The sequence below is a fragment of the Streptomyces sp. PU-14G genome, from assembly GCF_041028275.1.
Lineage (GTDB): Bacteria > Actinomycetota > Actinomycetes > Streptomycetales > Streptomycetaceae > Streptomyces.
The window spans coordinates 1-13978 of record NZ_JASKYT010000172.1 but is presented as its reverse complement, the minus strand read 5'-3'; the positions used below and the strand labels follow the sequence as shown (position 1 = coordinate 13978).

The window sequence follows — 13978 nt, the reverse complement described above, 5'->3', positions numbered from 1 at the left end:
CCGGCGGCCGAAGGCGCTGGGGCCCCGCCTGCTCGGTGGAGATGCCGCGGTCGGCGTGGGCCGCATCGATGGCTCCCTTCCGCCCGAGGGGGCTCGGCGCCGTTGTGTTCGGGCAACTCTGGTATGCCGACCAGCGTTTGGGAAGACAGCCGCGCTTCCCCTTCCTCTCGCCGGGCTCCTCTCCGCCGGGCTCCAGTCGCCGGGCTCCAGCCCCGTGGGCCCCGACGGAAGCGGGGCGGCCAGCGGGCGACCGGCGGGCCACCGGCGGGCGGACCATCGAGCCACCGGCGGGCGAGCCCCGACGGGAGCGCTCAGCGTTTGGCGACGAAGACGTGCGCGGCGACGTCGTCACCGAGCTCGGCCACCTCGCCGCTGCTGCCCACCTGGACTCCCCCCGCCGCGCCGGAGCTGACGCTGACCACGGCGCCGGGCTGCACCCCCGCCCGCCGCAGCGTGTACATGAGCTGGGCGTCCATCTGGATGGGCTCGCCGATCCGGCGGACGACGACCGTCTTGCCGTCCGAGTCGGCGTCGAGGTCGTTGAGGCTGACGAGCCCGTGGTCGAGGAAGGGGTCGACCTCGCCCTTCTCGCCGAGTTCGCCGAGGCCGGGGATGGGGTTGCCGTAGGGCGACTCGGTGGGGTGGCGCAGCAGGTCGAGCACGCGGCGTTCGACGGCCTCGCTCATGACGTGTTCCCAGCGACAGGCCTCTGCGTGGACCTGTTCCCATTCCAGGCCGATGACGTCGACGAGGAGGCATTCGGCGAGCCGGTGTTTGCGCATGACGCGGGTGGCCAGCATGCGGCCCTCCTCCGTCAGCTCGAGGTGGCGGTCCCCGGCGACCGTGACGAGTCCGTCCCGTTCCATGCGGGCGACGGTCTGGCTGACCGTGGGCCCGCTCTGATCGAGGCGCTCCGCGATGCGGGCACGCATCGGGACCACACCCTCCTCCTCAAGTTCCAGGATGGTGCGGAGATACATCTCCGTGGTGTCGATGAGTCCTGACATGCGTAGCCCCTAGTCAGCTTGTGCGGTGGCCCTGCTAGCAATTCTGACGCATCCCGCTGACAACCGTCCCGCGGAAGGGGGGAGACGGTATTGACAGCCGGCGCAGACCAGTTGACAGAAGCAGGTCCAGACCTCACCGTGATCGCGGTACTACGGAACGGGACCGACCGACGAGCGACGAGCGGCGAGGGGCGAGGGGCGACGCGATGGGTGAAGGCGCGGCGGAGGCGGGGACGACACTCGCCGGGGATTTCCTGGACGCGGCCATCGCGCTGCTGTCGGAGGTCAGGGACGGCGAGGCGGGGAACATCCGGGCGGCGGGCGCGCTGCTGGCCCGCACGGTTGCCGACGGTGGCCGCGTCTTCGCTTTCGGTGCGGGGCACTCGTCCTTGCCGGCCCAGGACACCGTCTACCGGGCGGGGGGTCTGGCGGTGATGAACCTGCTCAACGTTCCGGGCGCGGTGGGGGTCGATGTGCGGCCCGCCACGCTCGGCAGCGCGCTGGAGCGGGTCTCGGGGCTCGCGGCGGCGGCGCTGGACTCCAGCCCGGCGCGCGCGGGTGACGTACTGGTCGTCATCTCCCTCTCGGGCCGCAACGCGCTTCCCGTGGAGCTGGCGATGAACGCGCGGGCACTGGGGCTGAAGGTCGTCGGGGTGACGTCGGTGGCGTACGCGCGCGAGACCCGCTCGCGCCACAGCACGGGCACCTTCCTCAAGGACCACTGCGACCTCGTCGTCGACAGCCGTATCGCCCTGGGGGACGCGGAGCTGACCGCCGAGGGGGTGGAGGCGCCGTTCGCGCCGGCTTCCACGGTGGTCACGAGCGCGCTGATGCAGGCGATCGTCGCGGAGGCGACGGGTGAGCTGGTGCGCCGGGGCGTCGAGCCGCCGATGCTGCGTTCGGGGAACGTGGACGGCGGGCACGACTGGAACGCCCGCGTGATGGACGAGTACGCGGACCGGATCTTCTACCGCTGACACCGGCCTTCCACCACTGACACCGGCTTCCCACCGCTGCCACCGGCGCCGCCAGCGCTGCCACCGGCGCCACCGGCTCAGTGCCGGTACCCGTGGTCGGTTCCGCGTTTCTCCAGGACGCCCGCCAGGTCCACCGCCGCCGCGACGAGCGCGGCGGTCTGCTCGGCGTAGTCGGCGTCCTCCCGGTCGAAGGGGCGGCGGCCCGCCTCTCTCAGGAAGGTGACGACTCCGAGCGAGCGGCCCCGGCAGCGCAGCACCGTGCACAGGCCGTGCACGGTCCCGGCGGGCCAGGTGCGGGCGCGCGCCCACTCGCCCGCTTCGTGCGCCGCGGTCGCGCCGGTGCCGCCACTGGCGCGGACCGAGGTGCAGCGCTGGTAGGCCTGGAGCGCGGGGTGCCCTTCGGTGTAGGCGACGGGGATGCCGCTGGGCGCGTTCGCCTCGATGTACGGCGCCCGGCCGCGGTCGGCGACGGGGGTGGTGGCGGCCCGCAGGAGACGGGTGTCGCTGGGCGGCAGCGCGTCCAGCGAGGTGTCCAGCGTCGGGGAGGGCTCGGGGCCGGGGTCGGCGGCGAGGTCGAGCAGCGCGCGGTCGGCGAACCCGGCGAGGGCGAACTCCAGGTGGAGGCGGGCGGCCTCCATGGGGTCGGGGCATTCGGCGGCGGCCCGGGCCGCGCGGTGCAGCTGGCTGTCGCGGAAGCGGAGCCGTGCCGCGTCGCGCTCCGCGCGTTTGTGGGCGGTGACGTCCTGGAAGAGCCAGGCCACACCGAGCGGTACGGGCTCTTCGGCGAGGGGGGAGGCGAGCCGCAGGAACCCGCTGCGCCAGCAGCGGCGCCGGGACTCGGCCCCGGTGTCCGCCGCGGGTCCTGTGGCGCGTCCTGTCCCCCGGGTGCCCGCGTCGTTCCCGTCGGCGAGGGGGGCGCGCAGCGTCACCCAGATTTCGGCGGGGGCGGGCGGCGAGCCCTCTCCGAGGACGTGCTGGAGGGCGCCTTCGAGCTCTTCCATGCCCTGGTCGAGCAGCTCGCCCAGGGGCCGTCCCAGCATGGCCGCCCTGGCGGGGGCGCGGAAGGCGCGGGCGGCGTGCGCGTTGGCGACGGTGGGGCGCAGGTCGGCGTCGACCAGGACGACGCCCCAGGAGGCGTCCTCCAGCAGCGCCTCGCTCAGCGCGATGGAGCGTTCGAGGTCGATCTGGGCGTGCACCTCGCTGAACGCGCAGTAGACGCCCTTGGCGCGGCCGTCGGCTCCGGTGACGCCGGAGGACTGGATGCGCACGAGCACCCGCCCGCCGTCCTTGGTGAGCAGCGCGAACTCGTGGAGGTGGCGGCCGGGCGAGCGCATCGCGCCCAGCAGTTGGCTTTCGATGTCCTCCGCGTCGGCCGCGCGCACCGCCCACCCCGCGAGCCCCTGGCGGCCGACGGCCTCCTTCTGGGACCAGCCGAGCATGCGTTCGGCCTCGCGGTTCCAGTGGGTGATCACGCCGTCGGCATCGAAGGCGCACAGGGCGGCGTCCATGCCGTCCAGCAGCGCCGCGAGCAGGAGTTCGTCGTCGGGTCCGCCGTCGTCGCCGTCCGAGGACGACGCGGAGTGTGTCTCGGATCGAGCCGCCACCTCGGCACCCCCCTAGATGCTCTGCCGTCGCGGACAGCGACGGAATGTTCACGGATCATTCAACTCGAACGTGACGCAGAGCACAGTGAGTTCCCGTAAATCGTTGTCGCCCCGAAACTCACCCGGGCGAGCGAGGCCGGTGGCGGGTGCGGGATCGTCCGGTGCGCGCCGCTCTCCGGTGGCGGGTGCGGGACCGCCCGGTACGCGTGTGACTGAGTACTTCAGTTGGCCACTTGGCGGTTCAGTTGGCCACTGGCGTGCTCGACGTCGAGCCGTCCGGCCAGACCCATGAGGAACCGAGTCCCAGCGTCGCGTGCACCCCGCTTCCAATAGTCAGTTGAACGGACTATGGTTCGCGGCGTGACTGATCGTAAGAAACCGTTGCAGGAACCGACCCTGCTCATCCTTACCGCCCTGGCCGACGCCCCCCGCCATGGCTACGCCCTCGGCCAGGAGATCACGGAGATGTCCGAGGGCCGGGTCAAGCTGCGCACCGGCACGCTGTACGGCGCCCTGGAACGCCTGCAGGCCGACGGGCTCATCGCGGTCTTCGCCGAGGAGCGGGTCGAGGGGCGCCTGCGCCGCACCTACGCGCTGACCGTCCAGGGGCGCCGGACCCTGGCCGAGGAGGCGCGTCGGCTGGCCGCCACCGCACGCGAAGCTACCCGCCGCCTGAACAAGGCAGCAGACAGCGGTGCGGCGGGGGCTCTCGCATGACGGACATGAGGGGCTCACAGCCCGCCCCGCGTGTCCTGTCCCTCTACCCGCGGCGTTATCGGGCCGAGCACGGGGACGAGATCACGCAGCTGTACCGGGACGCCACCGAAGGCGCCAACGCGCACGCCCGGCGCCGCGAAGACTGGGACATCGCCGCCCACGCCCTGCGCGTACGCACCGCCCTCGCCTCCCACCAGCCGCTGGGCCGCTTCACCCTGACCGCCGCCCCGTACGCGCTGGCAGCCGCAGCCTCCATCGCTGCGTCCCGGGTAGCGGCGACGGCTGCCGATGGCATCCGGGATGAGGACACGGCCTCGCTCCCCGGCCTCGACGGTCTGCTCCCGGGCATGGGCGGTCTGATGGTGTGCCTGGCCACATTGGCGGCCGGGGCGCTGGCGTGCGCGGGCCGCTGGCCTCGGGCCCGGGCGCTGAGCGCGCCGGCCGTGGTGCTGCTCGTCGCGCAGGTGCACGCGTCCGCCTGGCTGCTGCCGCTACTGGCGGTCGTGGTGCTGATGCCGTCGGGGGCCGAACCCGCCAGGACCGACCGGCGCCTGGCTCTGGTGCTCGCCGCGCTCACCTGGCTGCCCACATTCCCGATCGCCCTGCCCGTGATCAGCACGCTCGGCGCCGGCATGATCGGCCAGCTGGGTCCCGTCCTGGCTGTGTTGGTGTGGCGGACCGCTGTGCAGGGCTGCACGACCCACCACGTGCCGGCCGTCCTCTTCGCGGGCCTGCCCTGGATCACCACGCCGACCGCATCGCCCATCGGCCTCGGCATCGTGACTGCGGCGCTCACCCTGGCCTGGTGCGTGGGACGCACGGCAGGCACCCGCCTTGCCGGAAAAGGAGGCGGTCGCCCTCGTGTCTAGTGTGATGCGGCCGACCGCAAACGTTCACCGGGTCCTGCGCTGCCTTCCGGGTGTGCCCTCGCGGTGCGGGGGCACACCCCGCGCTTCCTCCTGACGCTCCCCGTCCCCGAAATCCGTCCCGAAAAGCGTTTGCCGCTGCCCCAGGGTGGTGCCTACGGTGTGGAGCACACAGGAAAGGAGGTGATCCGGCTGATGATCAATCACCGGACGTGTGAGGTGGCTGCGGCCTAAGGCCGACGCCACTGCGTGACGCCGGCTCGCCGGCCAATCCACAGCAGTCACCCGGCCCGTGGGCTCGTCGGACTCGTCCGACCGACGCCCTTCGCTTCGGCGGAGGGAGTCGCCCACGGGCCGTTCTGCTGCCGTCCTCCTTGCCCCCAGCGGCTGACAGCCGCACCCGCCGGGGGCGGAGCCCGCTCGCTTCAGGGACAGATCCGCTCGCTTCAGGGACAGAGCCGTTCGATGCACCAGCCGTCGCCGTCCGTACGGCGCCGGCTGTAGCGCAGCCTGTCGTGCAGGCGGTTCTCCCTGCCCTGCCAGAACTCCACCGTCTCGGGACGCACCCGGTAGCCGCCCCACTGGGCGGGCGCCGGCACGTCCTCACCCTCCGGGTAGCGCTCCGCGAGCCGGGCGAACATCCCGTCCAGCTCCTCGCGTGAGGCCACCCGCGAGGACTGCTCGCTCGCCCAGGCACCGAGCTGGGAGCCGTGCGGGCGGGTGCGGAAGTAGGCGGCGGTCTCGTCGCGTCCTGTGCGCTCGGCCGTGCCGGAGACGATCACCTGGCGGGCGATGCCGTGCCAGGGGAAGAGCAGGGACACCCGCGGGTTGGCGTCCAGTTCGCGGCCCTTGCGGGAGCCGTAGTTGGTGAAGAAGACGAAGCCCCGCTCGTCGTACTTCTTGAGCAGGACGGTACGGGAGCTGGGCCGGCCGTCCTCGTCGGCGGTGGAGCAGATCATCGCGTTGGGCTCGTGCAGCCCCGCGGCCCGCACCTGTGCGAACCACCGCGCGAACTGGGCGAAGGGGTCGGGCGCGAGGTCGCTCTCGTCGAGCCCCGCGTCGCGGTAGTGGGCCCGCATCACCGCGGGGTCCAGGGTGGTGGAGTCGTCATCGGCCTGGCCGGCGGGGTGTCCGGCGGCGGTGTCAGCGGCTTTGCCGGCGGCGTGGCCGGCAGCGTCATCAGCGTGAGGCACGCCGCCATCTTGCAGCATCGGCCCCGGCCGCGGTCCGACAGTCTGCCCGGTGGACACCCGGTGCACACCTGAGGGTCCGGAATCGGCCGCTGTGCCACTTCTCACCCTCCCCCGCGGGGCCGCGAACCGCCAGAATCCTGCGCGGAGAGCTGTGACGTCCGCACGTCAGGGGCTATGGTTGCCGCTCCGTCCGGCAGGGTGCTCCGGCCACGGGGCCGCGGAGCGTGACCACCCACCCAGGCGGGCATGACCGAGGGGAGGCCCGGTCCGTGAGCCGCGGGACGCGGCAGCGGAACCGCGCGCCGCCCGCACAGCGGACCACGCTGCCCCGCGCAGCCCATGCCAGCAGGTCGTTCCGCCGCCAGCTGTTCCTGGCGGCGCTCTGAAGAGGGAGCCGCCAGATGTCCGACTTCGTACCCGGGCTTGAGGGAGTTGTCGCGTTCGAGACGGAGATCGCCGAACCCGACAAGGAAGGCGGCTCGCTCCGCTACCGGGGCGTGGACATCGAGGACCTCGTCGGCCACACGTCCTTCGGCAACGTGTGGGGGCTGCTGGTCGACGGCGGCTTCAACCCCGGCCTGCCCCCCGCCGAACCGTTCCCCATCCCCGTGCACTCGGGTGACATCCGCGTCGACGTCCAGTCGGCCCTGGCCATGCTGGCGCCGGTGTGGGGCCTCAAACCCCTGCTCGACATCGACACGGCCACCGCACGCGACAACCTGGCGCGGGCCGCCGTGATGGCCCTCTCCTACGTGGCGCAGTCCGCGCGCGGCCAGGGCCTGCCCATGGTGCCGCAGAAGGAGATCGACAAGGCCGACACCATCGTCGAACGCTTCATGCGCCGCTGGCGCGGCGAGCCCGACCCCAAGCACGTGGCGGCCGTCGACGCCTACTGGACGTCCGCCGCCGAGCACGGCATGAACGCCTCCACCTTCACCGCCCGCGTCATCGCCTCGACCGGCGCCGACGTGGCCGCGGCGCTGTCCGGCGCCGTCGGCGCCATGTCGGGCCCGCTGCACGGCGGCGCGCCCTCCCGCGTCCTCGGCATGATCGAGGAGATCGAACGCACCGGCGACGCGGACGCCTACGTGAAGCGGCAACTCGACCGCGGCGAGCGCCTGATGGGCTTCGGCCACCGCGTCTACCGCGCCGAGGACCCGCGGGCCCGGGTGCTGCGCCGTACGGCCAAGGAGCTGGGCGCCCCGCGCTACGAGGTCGCCCTGGCGCTGGAGAAGGCCGCCCTGGCGGAACTGCGCGCCCGCCGGCCCGACCGGGTCCTGGAGACCAACGTCGAGTTCTGGGCCGCCATCGTCCTCGACTTCGCCGAGGTACCGGCCCACATGTTCACCTCGATGTTCACCTGCGCCCGCACGGCGGGCTGGTCGGCGCACATCCTGGAGCAGAAGCGGACGGGCCGACTGGTGCGGCCGTCGGCCCGGTACGTGGGGCCAGGGCCCCGCAGCCCACAGGATGTGGACGGCTACACGAGCTGACCCCGACCCGGGGTCGGGGTCGGCAACCGGTCGGTACGGTCGCGCCCCGTCTGAAACGACGCCGGCCGCACCGCGCTGCGTGGCACTGCGCGTGGTGCGGCCGTGACGGCGGGGCAGAAACGTGGCGAGCTCAGCCGATGCCGATCGGGTTGACGAAAGTGCCGGGGCGGGTGGCACCGGACTGGTCGAGGAGGGCACCGCCGTACGGCCAGTCGAGGGTGACGTGCGAGGTCTCGTCGGGCGGGGTGATCAGGACCTTGCTCGGAACGAAGCGCTTGGGGCCCTCCATGCCCTCGGGCACCGGCAGAATGTTCATCGACACCGCCGCCGTGTCCTCACCCGGCTTCAGCGTCATGGTGCTCGGAGTGTCCGCGGAACGGCGCAGGTCCCACGTCTCACCGGACTCGCTGACCAGCTGAACGCCCGGGAAACCGCGCAGCGTGCACGTACGGTTGCTCTCGTTCGTCAACTTGATGCTCGCGACCTGCTGGTTGTCGGCCTCCATGTCCGGACGGCCGCCGTGCGGGCCACCCCACTTGAAGTCCAGCTCCCCGGTGTGGCAACGCTTGCCGGCGCTGCCGGAGGAGACGTTGATCGCGTCCGTGCGCGACCCCTTCGCCGCCATCTCCTTCACCTTGACCCCCGAGACGCTCTCCGCGCCCTTGTCCTGCGCCGCGGAGTGGGCACCGGCCTTGGAGGCGGACGAGTCGGAGGACGAGTTGCACGCGGTGGCACCCGCGCCGACCGCGACGACGGCCAGCACGGCAGCGGTGCAACGAACAGCGCGGTTGAGCATGGCGGACATGTTCCCTCTTTCCCGGCGCAGGGCCCTCGCCCCGCGCTCCCCGTCGTGTGGAGTGCGTTACGAGAGGTGTGATGCGGCGCCGCCGGTCAGAGTTCACGGATGTTTGTCCGCAGCTTGTAACAGCGGACGTCGGCCCCACGTGGTGCGGGGCCGACGCGCCGCGTCGGGTCTGCCTACGCGGGTCGCCCCGCGAACGCGACGAAGTCCGCCCACCGGGCGGACGGCACGGAGAGGACGGGACCGCGCTGTTCCTTCGAGTCACGGACGTGGACCGTATCGATGGCGTGCGCGACCTCCACACAGTCGCTGGAGCCAGACGAGCCGCTGTAGCTGCTCTTGTACCAGGACAGCTCGCGGAGCCGAGCCGCCTCCTGCTCGTTCGTCATCGTTCCCCTGCCAACTGCTCGATGAAAGCGGCTGAATCCTCGACGTTCAGCGCCTGTGACCGCAGCTTGCCATACCGCAGAGCGAATGTGCTCACATGTTTGGCCTCGCTCACGACGTGACCGATGTCCTGGGCCTCGAAGTAGCCGTACTGCCGTTGCTCCGAGGTCTCCACAAGCACGAATCCACCGCTGAGCCCGGTGTGGAAACCGAGGCCGATCGGCACGACTTGGATCACCACGTTGCGGAGATTGCCCATGGCCAGCAGGTGCCGGTACTGCTCCTTCATCGTGTCGCGCCCGCCCAGTTCCTGGCGCAGCGCGGCTTCTCCGATGACGAAGGTGAAATCCACCAACGGACTCTTGGTGAGGATTTTTTGCCTGGTCAGGCGAATATCCACGTTGTCCTCGATGGCCTCCTCGTCCAGGACGGGTACGTGGCCCTCGAACAGGGCACGCGCGTATCCCTCCGTCTGCAACAGCCCTGGAACCAGCAGCGGGTCGTACCCAAATCGGCTGACGGCCTCCATCTCCAGCAGAACGAAGTCCCGGAAGAATGGGAGCAACTTCGCCAAGTCAACGTCCTCCTGGAGCGTTTCCAGGACGCCACCCGCGTTCAGCACCCGTTCCGCAGCCTCCGTGAGGGGAGCCTTCGCGGCGCGGCGGCCCTGTTCGACCGACGCGAGCTGTTCGGGTGAGTAGCCCAGCAGTGGGGCGAGGGCCTCCTGCGAATACCCGGCGGCCTTGCGGAACTTCCGCAACAGCTTGCCGTAGGCGACCCACACGCCTGGGCGGTCGTCCTCGCGTTTGCGCTGGTGGACTACGTCCACCGTACGCGGTGAGGGGACGGCGCGGCCGTCCTTCCTTCGGTTGGCAACGGTCATACGCTCTCACGTCCTTGTGCGCCCTCAACGGGTCTCAGCGTCAACGCCGTTCGCCGTGCGGTGGTCACGGCGTACGGCCCGTACATCCCCACGCAGAAGACGTACGCCGCCGTACCCGTGGTCCGGGCACGCGCTCGCGACCTGGTGAACGCTAGCCGCGTAGCGGGACGGTCACGCCATGAATCCGCAAACGCAGAAAATTCGCCAGCCCGCGCCACCACGGTTGGTGTCGGCGCCGTCGACGTTCGCCGTGCAGCTCAGCTCCACGAGGCGGGGTGCCCGCCTCGCGCGGCTGCTGGCCACGCAGTGGCTGGACGAACGCGGGGTGCCGTACCGGAGTACGGCCTCTCACACGGCGGCGCTGCTCGTGGCCGAGCTGGCGGCCAACGCCGCACGGCACTGCGGCAGCATCGGCCGGGACTTCCGGTTGCGGTTGACGCTGAGGGAGGCGGAGAGGGCCACCGGCAGGGTGCTGCGGGTGGAGGTGACCGACGCGCGGGCGGACAAGCCGCTGCCGCAGGGGCCGCCCGTCGCGGCGGGCCCCGAGGAGGAGTCGGGACGCGGCCTGGTGCTGGTGGATGCGCTGGCGGACCGCTGGGGAGATCGAGTGAACGACCTGATCACCAAGACCCTGTGGGCGGAGGTGGATCTACCGGTGTGAACGGCGAAACCAGCGGTCAGCGGGGGTCGCGGATGCCGTCGATGATGCGGGTCCAGTTGTCGTCGCCGTGGCCGTCCTCGATGGCCCGCCGATAGTGGGCCCGCACGGTCTGCGGGAGCGCGAGCCCGAGGCCGAGTGAGGTACTGGTCTCGACGATATGGTCGGCCGTCGCGCCCATCATCGTGACCGTGCTGAGGTGCCCGGGGTGCTCACCGGCGTCCAGTGCCGTGCCGGGTTCCGCCTCTCCCGCTCTCATCATGTCGCCGATGGAGTCGGTGGTCGCGAGCAGTTCCGGCAGTGCCTGCCGTGCCGCCATTCCGGCGCTGCCCAGCATCGCCGTGGCGTGCATCATCCCGGAGAGCGTGGTGAGGAAGACGGCGAGCTGGGCTTGGTACATGAGTTGTGCGAGCCCCGCGTCGTCACCGAGGTACCGGGGCGCGCCGATCCTTTCCAAGGGCTCGCGGTGCTGCTCCAGCGCTTCGGCGGGACCGCTGTAGTAGACGTACGCCGCCTCCGTACCGACCATCGGCGCCGGGACCATGACGCCGCCGGTGAGAAAGGCGGCGCCGAGACGTTCGGCCCAGGCTGCCGCCTCGCGGGACCTGTCGGGCGTGTCCGAGCTGAGGTTGACGAGAGTCCGCCCGGCCAGTCCTTTGGTGGCGCCGTCGAGGATGTCGTACATCGCCGGGTAGTCGGTGAGGCTAAGGAGCACCAGGTCACTCGCCTGTACCGCCTCGGCGGGCGTGGCCGCGAGGCTCGCGCCGTCGGCGACGACTCCGTCGGCCCGGCCGGCCGTGCGGTTCCAGACCGTGACCTGGTGTCCGGCGGCCAGGAGCGTACGGGCCATCGCCCGGCCCATCGGGCCGAGCCCGATCACCGTGACAGGGGTGTCGTGTGCGGCAGAGAGAGTGTGTCGTTCGTTCATCCCTCCATGCTTGGTGAGCCTCCGTACTATCGGAAGTACGCACTATTTTCTGCGGTACTTACCCTTTCGTAAGTGAGGAGACCGGCGCATGCCCACGGCGCGGCGGAACGGCCCCTACATCTGCGGCATCGATGCCGCACTCGACGTGGTGAGCGGCAAGTGGAAGGGGCTCATCCTCTGGGAACTCGACGCCCATGGCACGCGCAGGTTCGCCGAGCTGCGTCGCGGACTGCCGGGAGTGAGCGAGAAGATGCTGACCCAGCACCTGCGCCAGATGGAGGAGGACGATCTCGTGCACCGGAAGGTGTACGCCCAGGTCCCGCCCCGTGTCGAGTACTCCCTGACCGAGCACGGGCGCACACTCAACCAGGCGCTCGGATCGCTGGGCGTCTGGGGCAAGGAACGCATCCGGCGCGAGGGCTGTGGCGTGGTCACCGTCGCCGAGGCGGCGTACGAGTAGCCGCCGGGCGGTCATCGTCGCCGAGGCGGCGTACGAGGAGCCGCCGGGGTCCTCTCCGGCGTGCGCCTCACGTGGCTGTCGTGCCCGTGCGTATCGGGCGGCGGTCGCGCCGCCGCTGGAGGGCACGGAAGTCCTCGCACCACGCCTGGTTGCGCCCGGGCTTCCCGTCCTCGGACTGCCGGACGGTCCGGGTGGCGTACAGGCTGTTGAGCAGCCACGGCTGTTTGTCGGGACCGATGTCGCGGACCATGGCGTCGGCCTGTGCCACGCCGTAGGTGGCGACCGCGAGCTTCCCCGTCTCGCGGAACCGCTCCACCTGGTCCCGCAGATAGTGCCTGTTGCGGTGGAACCAGGGGCTCGCGGACAAGAAGGCGTCCCACTGCTCCTGCGGGAACGGGTCCCGCACGGCCAGTCTGAGGAGCTGCCACACCCGTGTGTCCGGGTCGATGCCGTAGTGCCGGGCGAAGCGGGGCGGGATTCTGTCCCGCGTGTGCGCCCGCCAGTTGAGGACCAGGGAGAACTCCGTGGCGAGGAACTTCTGGTCGGCGCGGAGACGCGGGACGACGTAGTCCAGGTACTGCTGCGCCGCGTCGAGTGAGGTCACGTGTGGGTGGATGTCGACGCCCTCGATCTGGGGCGTTCCGTGGACGAAATCCAGCCACCGGCGGGTGGCCGCGGTCCGCTCGGCGGGGTTGTCGAGATGGTTGAGCGCGCCCATGTACAGGCGGGTCCTGCACCCGTGGGGGAAGTGCTTCCTGCGGTACGCGATGAGGTGCTCGGCCACATGCTCGTAGAACCTGTTGAGGGCGGGGCCGCCCCGGTCGGCGCGCCGGCTCTCCAGGAACGGCTCGTTGCCGATCACGAGGATGTCGACCTTGCCCAGCACGGCGCGGGCCGCCCCCTCGACGCGGGCCAGCTCAGTCTCCATCGGGCCGCTTCCCGGGGCGGGGAGCGCACGCTGCTGGTAGGGGAACTTCAGTGACAGCACGGTGCCGTACTGCTTCTCGTGCGCGTCCAGCAAGGTGGCCACCGCCCGCTGCCTCTCCGGCGCGTCCCGGTCGACCTCCGGCATCGGCAGGAAGCCCCGCACCCAGCTCGCGGAAACGCCCCGGAGCCGGGCGAACCCCACCTCCGAGGGGTCCTCGTTGAAGTTGGCGCCCAGGACGCCGCTCGGGGCCCTCGCGGTGCGGTGGTCCGGGGAGCCGTCACCTCCGCGACCGCCTTCCTCGTCCTTTCCCGCGCTGCATCCCGCCGCCAGGAGAGCGGCGGCGGACGCCCCGAGCAGCAGGCGCCGCCGCGACGCTCCGGGCTCCGGCGCGCGGGACGGACCCTGCGCGGGGGACGGGCCCTGCGCGTGGGGCGGGCCGGGCTCCGGCGGCGTCGTGGGAGACATGACGTTCTCCTTCTCGGTGTGCCGAGGGATACACGCAACGGCTACGTCTCAGCGGGGCCGGCAGTGTTCCGCGCCCCGCCGGGGCGGCCAGCCCACGCCGACCGGGCTGACGAAGGTGCCGGGGACGTGGAGAGGAGGGGAGGGGGGAGGGGAGGGCCGCCCCGGAGAGGCCTCGTCACGGTAGGCTGCCAACTTCTGGACGGCTCCGCTCACTTCAGGTAAGGGGCAGGAGCAAGCCCGATCAGGACTGTCTCTTCTGTCCCGTCCGCATGTCGGCTGGTCGGCGGCTGATCGATGAGCAACATCGCGATGAGCAGCATCGAACGGAGAGAAAATGCCTCCTCACGAGGAAAGCACGGGCCCGGTCGCCCCTGAAGTGCGCCGCGCTGTCCCCGCGCCCGGCGTCGCCGGAGACCTGGAAGCGGCCCTCCCGCGGCCCGGCCGACCGGTCCGTCCGGACCCGGCCGAGCAGCCGGAAGAGTCGGAAGGGCGGCAGGAACGGGAGGAAGAGAGCCAGGAGACTCCCGGACGCGCCCGCGGTGAAGGTGAGGCGGAGGCGGAGGTCTCCCCTCCCCCTTCCCCGGATGCGGCGGCTGCCGCCGCAYCCGRS

At 71.5% G+C, this 13978-nt stretch carries 14 protein-coding genes; 6 read left to right on the top strand and 8 right to left on the bottom strand.

The window, feature by feature from the left end:
- Positions 1–311: 311 nt before the first annotated feature.
- The gene (locus tag AB8Z75_RS20175; protein WP_369203944.1) at positions 312–1007 is read right to left on the bottom strand and encodes a metal-dependent transcriptional regulator; all 696 of its coding nucleotides are present in this window, start codon (positions 1005–1007) and stop codon (positions 312–314) included.
- Between the two features lie 206 nt (positions 1008–1213).
- Here AB8Z75_RS20175 and AB8Z75_RS20170 point away from each other — a divergent pair, with 206 nt between their 5' ends.
- Positions 1214–1984: an SIS domain-containing protein gene (locus AB8Z75_RS20170; RefSeq protein ID WP_369203943.1), complete on the top strand. Its 771-nt coding sequence runs from the start codon at positions 1214–1216 to the stop codon at positions 1982–1984.
- 77 nt (positions 1985–2061) lie between these two features.
- Here AB8Z75_RS20170 and AB8Z75_RS20165 read toward each other — a convergent pair whose 3' ends face one another.
- Positions 2062–3588, bottom strand: coding sequence for a PAS domain-containing protein (locus AB8Z75_RS20165; protein ID WP_369203941.1), 1527 nt, complete (start codon positions 3586–3588; stop codon positions 2062–2064).
- A 360-nt stretch (positions 3589–3948) separates the two neighbouring features.
- On the opposite strand from AB8Z75_RS20165, the gene AB8Z75_RS20160 reads away from it, so the two are divergent.
- Both AB8Z75_RS20160 and AB8Z75_RS20155 read left to right on the top strand, forming a co-directional pair.
- Entirely contained in the window at positions 3949–4305 is a 357-nt protein-coding gene (locus AB8Z75_RS20160; RefSeq protein WP_369203939.1) for a PadR family transcriptional regulator, read from the top strand.
- Between the two features lie 5 nt (positions 4306–4310).
- Entirely contained in the window at positions 4311–5174 is an 864-nt protein-coding gene (locus tag AB8Z75_RS20155) for a hypothetical protein (RefSeq protein ID WP_369203937.1), read from the top strand.
- A gap of 443 nt (positions 5175–5617) precedes the next feature.
- On the opposite strand, the gene pdxH is transcribed toward AB8Z75_RS20155, so the two are convergent.
- Complete coding sequence (gene pdxH / locus AB8Z75_RS20150; RefSeq protein WP_369203948.1) at positions 5618–6250, bottom strand: pyridoxamine 5'-phosphate oxidase; 633 nt, start codon at positions 6248–6250, stop codon at positions 5618–5620.
- A 515-nt stretch (positions 6251–6765) separates the two neighbouring features.
- Between pdxH and AB8Z75_RS20145 the strand changes: the two genes are divergently transcribed.
- Positions 6766–7857 (top strand): citrate synthase 2, encoded by a 1092-nt coding sequence (locus AB8Z75_RS20145; protein ID WP_369203935.1) that lies wholly within the window; start codon positions 6766–6768, stop codon positions 7855–7857.
- Between the two features lie 130 nt (positions 7858–7987).
- On the opposite strand, the gene AB8Z75_RS20140 is transcribed toward AB8Z75_RS20145, so the two are convergent.
- The 3 genes from AB8Z75_RS20140 to AB8Z75_RS20130 all read right to left on the bottom strand — a co-directional run bounded on the left by AB8Z75_RS20140 (position 7988) and on the right by AB8Z75_RS20130 (position 9929).
- Positions 7988–8662 (bottom strand): DUF4232 domain-containing protein, encoded by a 675-nt coding sequence (locus AB8Z75_RS20140; RefSeq protein ID WP_369203933.1) that lies wholly within the window; start codon positions 8660–8662, stop codon positions 7988–7990.
- Positions 8663–8835: 173 nt separating this feature from the next.
- Complete coding sequence (locus AB8Z75_RS20135) at positions 8836–9048, bottom strand: DUF397 domain-containing protein (RefSeq protein WP_369203932.1); 213 nt, start codon at positions 9046–9048, stop codon at positions 8836–8838.
- The gene (locus tag AB8Z75_RS20130) at positions 9045–9929 is read right to left on the bottom strand and encodes a helix-turn-helix transcriptional regulator (protein WP_369203930.1); all 885 of its coding nucleotides are present in this window, start codon (positions 9927–9929) and stop codon (positions 9045–9047) included. The genes AB8Z75_RS20135 and AB8Z75_RS20130 overlap by 4 nt, the downstream gene beginning before the upstream one ends.
- Before the next feature lie 178 nt (positions 9930–10107).
- On the opposite strand from AB8Z75_RS20130, the gene AB8Z75_RS20125 reads away from it, so the two are divergent.
- On the top strand, positions 10108–10590 hold the full coding sequence (locus tag AB8Z75_RS20125; RefSeq protein ID WP_369203928.1) for an ATP-binding protein: 483 nt from the start codon (positions 10108–10110) through the stop codon (positions 10588–10590).
- 16 nt (positions 10591–10606) lie between these two features.
- On the opposite strand, the gene AB8Z75_RS20120 is transcribed toward AB8Z75_RS20125, so the two are convergent.
- Positions 10607–11545, bottom strand: a complete 939-nt coding sequence (locus tag AB8Z75_RS20120; RefSeq protein WP_369203946.1) for an NAD(P)-dependent oxidoreductase — start codon at positions 11543–11545, stop codon at positions 10607–10609.
- Positions 11546–11603: 58 nt separating this feature from the next.
- Between AB8Z75_RS20120 and AB8Z75_RS20115 the strand changes: the two genes are divergently transcribed.
- Positions 11604–11975 carry a winged helix-turn-helix transcriptional regulator gene (locus AB8Z75_RS20115; protein ID WP_369203926.1) on the top strand — a complete coding sequence of 124 codons (372 nt, stop codon included), beginning with the start codon at positions 11604–11606 and terminating at the stop codon, positions 11973–11975.
- A gap of 67 nt (positions 11976–12042) precedes the next feature.
- Here the strand turns inward: AB8Z75_RS20115 and AB8Z75_RS20110 are convergent, their stop codons facing one another.
- Positions 12043–13368, bottom strand: coding sequence for a hypothetical protein (locus AB8Z75_RS20110; RefSeq protein WP_369203924.1), 1326 nt, complete (start codon positions 13366–13368; stop codon positions 12043–12045).
- Positions 13369–13978 lie beyond the last annotated feature (610 nt).

Bases quoted from the DNA above. Each gene is read 5' to 3' on its own strand.
- AB8Z75_RS20175 (WP_369203944.1), bottom strand. From the start codon at position 1,007: ATGTCAGGACTCATCGACACCACGGAGATGTATCTCCGCACCATCCTG.
- AB8Z75_RS20155 (WP_369203937.1), top strand. From the start codon at position 4,311: ATGAGGGGCTCACAGCCCGCCCCGCGTGTCCTGTCCCTCTACCCGCGG.
- AB8Z75_RS20135 (WP_369203932.1), bottom strand. From the start codon at position 9,048: ATGACGAACGAGCAGGAGGCGGCTCGGCTCCGCGAGCTGTCCTGGTAC.
- AB8Z75_RS20110 (WP_369203924.1), bottom strand. From the start codon at position 13,368: ATGTCTCCCACGACGCCGCCGGAGCCCGGCCCGCCCCACGCGCAGGGC.
- AB8Z75_RS20115 (WP_369203926.1), top strand. From the start codon at position 11,604: ATGCCCACGGCGCGGCGGAACGGCCCCTACATCTGCGGCATCGATGCC.
- pdxH (WP_369203948.1), bottom strand. From the start codon at position 6,250: ATGCGGGCCCACTACCGCGACGCGGGGCTCGACGAGAGCGACCTCGCG.
- AB8Z75_RS20125 (WP_369203928.1), top strand. From the start codon at position 10,108: ATGAATCCGCAAACGCAGAAAATTCGCCAGCCCGCGCCACCACGGTTG.
- AB8Z75_RS20130 (WP_369203930.1), bottom strand. From the start codon at position 9,929: ATGACCGTTGCCAACCGAAGGAAGGACGGCCGCGCCGTCCCCTCACCG.
- AB8Z75_RS20145 (WP_369203935.1), top strand. From the start codon at position 6,766: ATGTCCGACTTCGTACCCGGGCTTGAGGGAGTTGTCGCGTTCGAGACG.
- AB8Z75_RS20170 (WP_369203943.1), top strand. From the start codon at position 1,214: ATGGGTGAAGGCGCGGCGGAGGCGGGGACGACACTCGCCGGGGATTTC.
- AB8Z75_RS20140 (WP_369203933.1), bottom strand. From the start codon at position 8,662: ATGTCCGCCATGCTCAACCGCGCTGTTCGTTGCACCGCTGCCGTGCTG.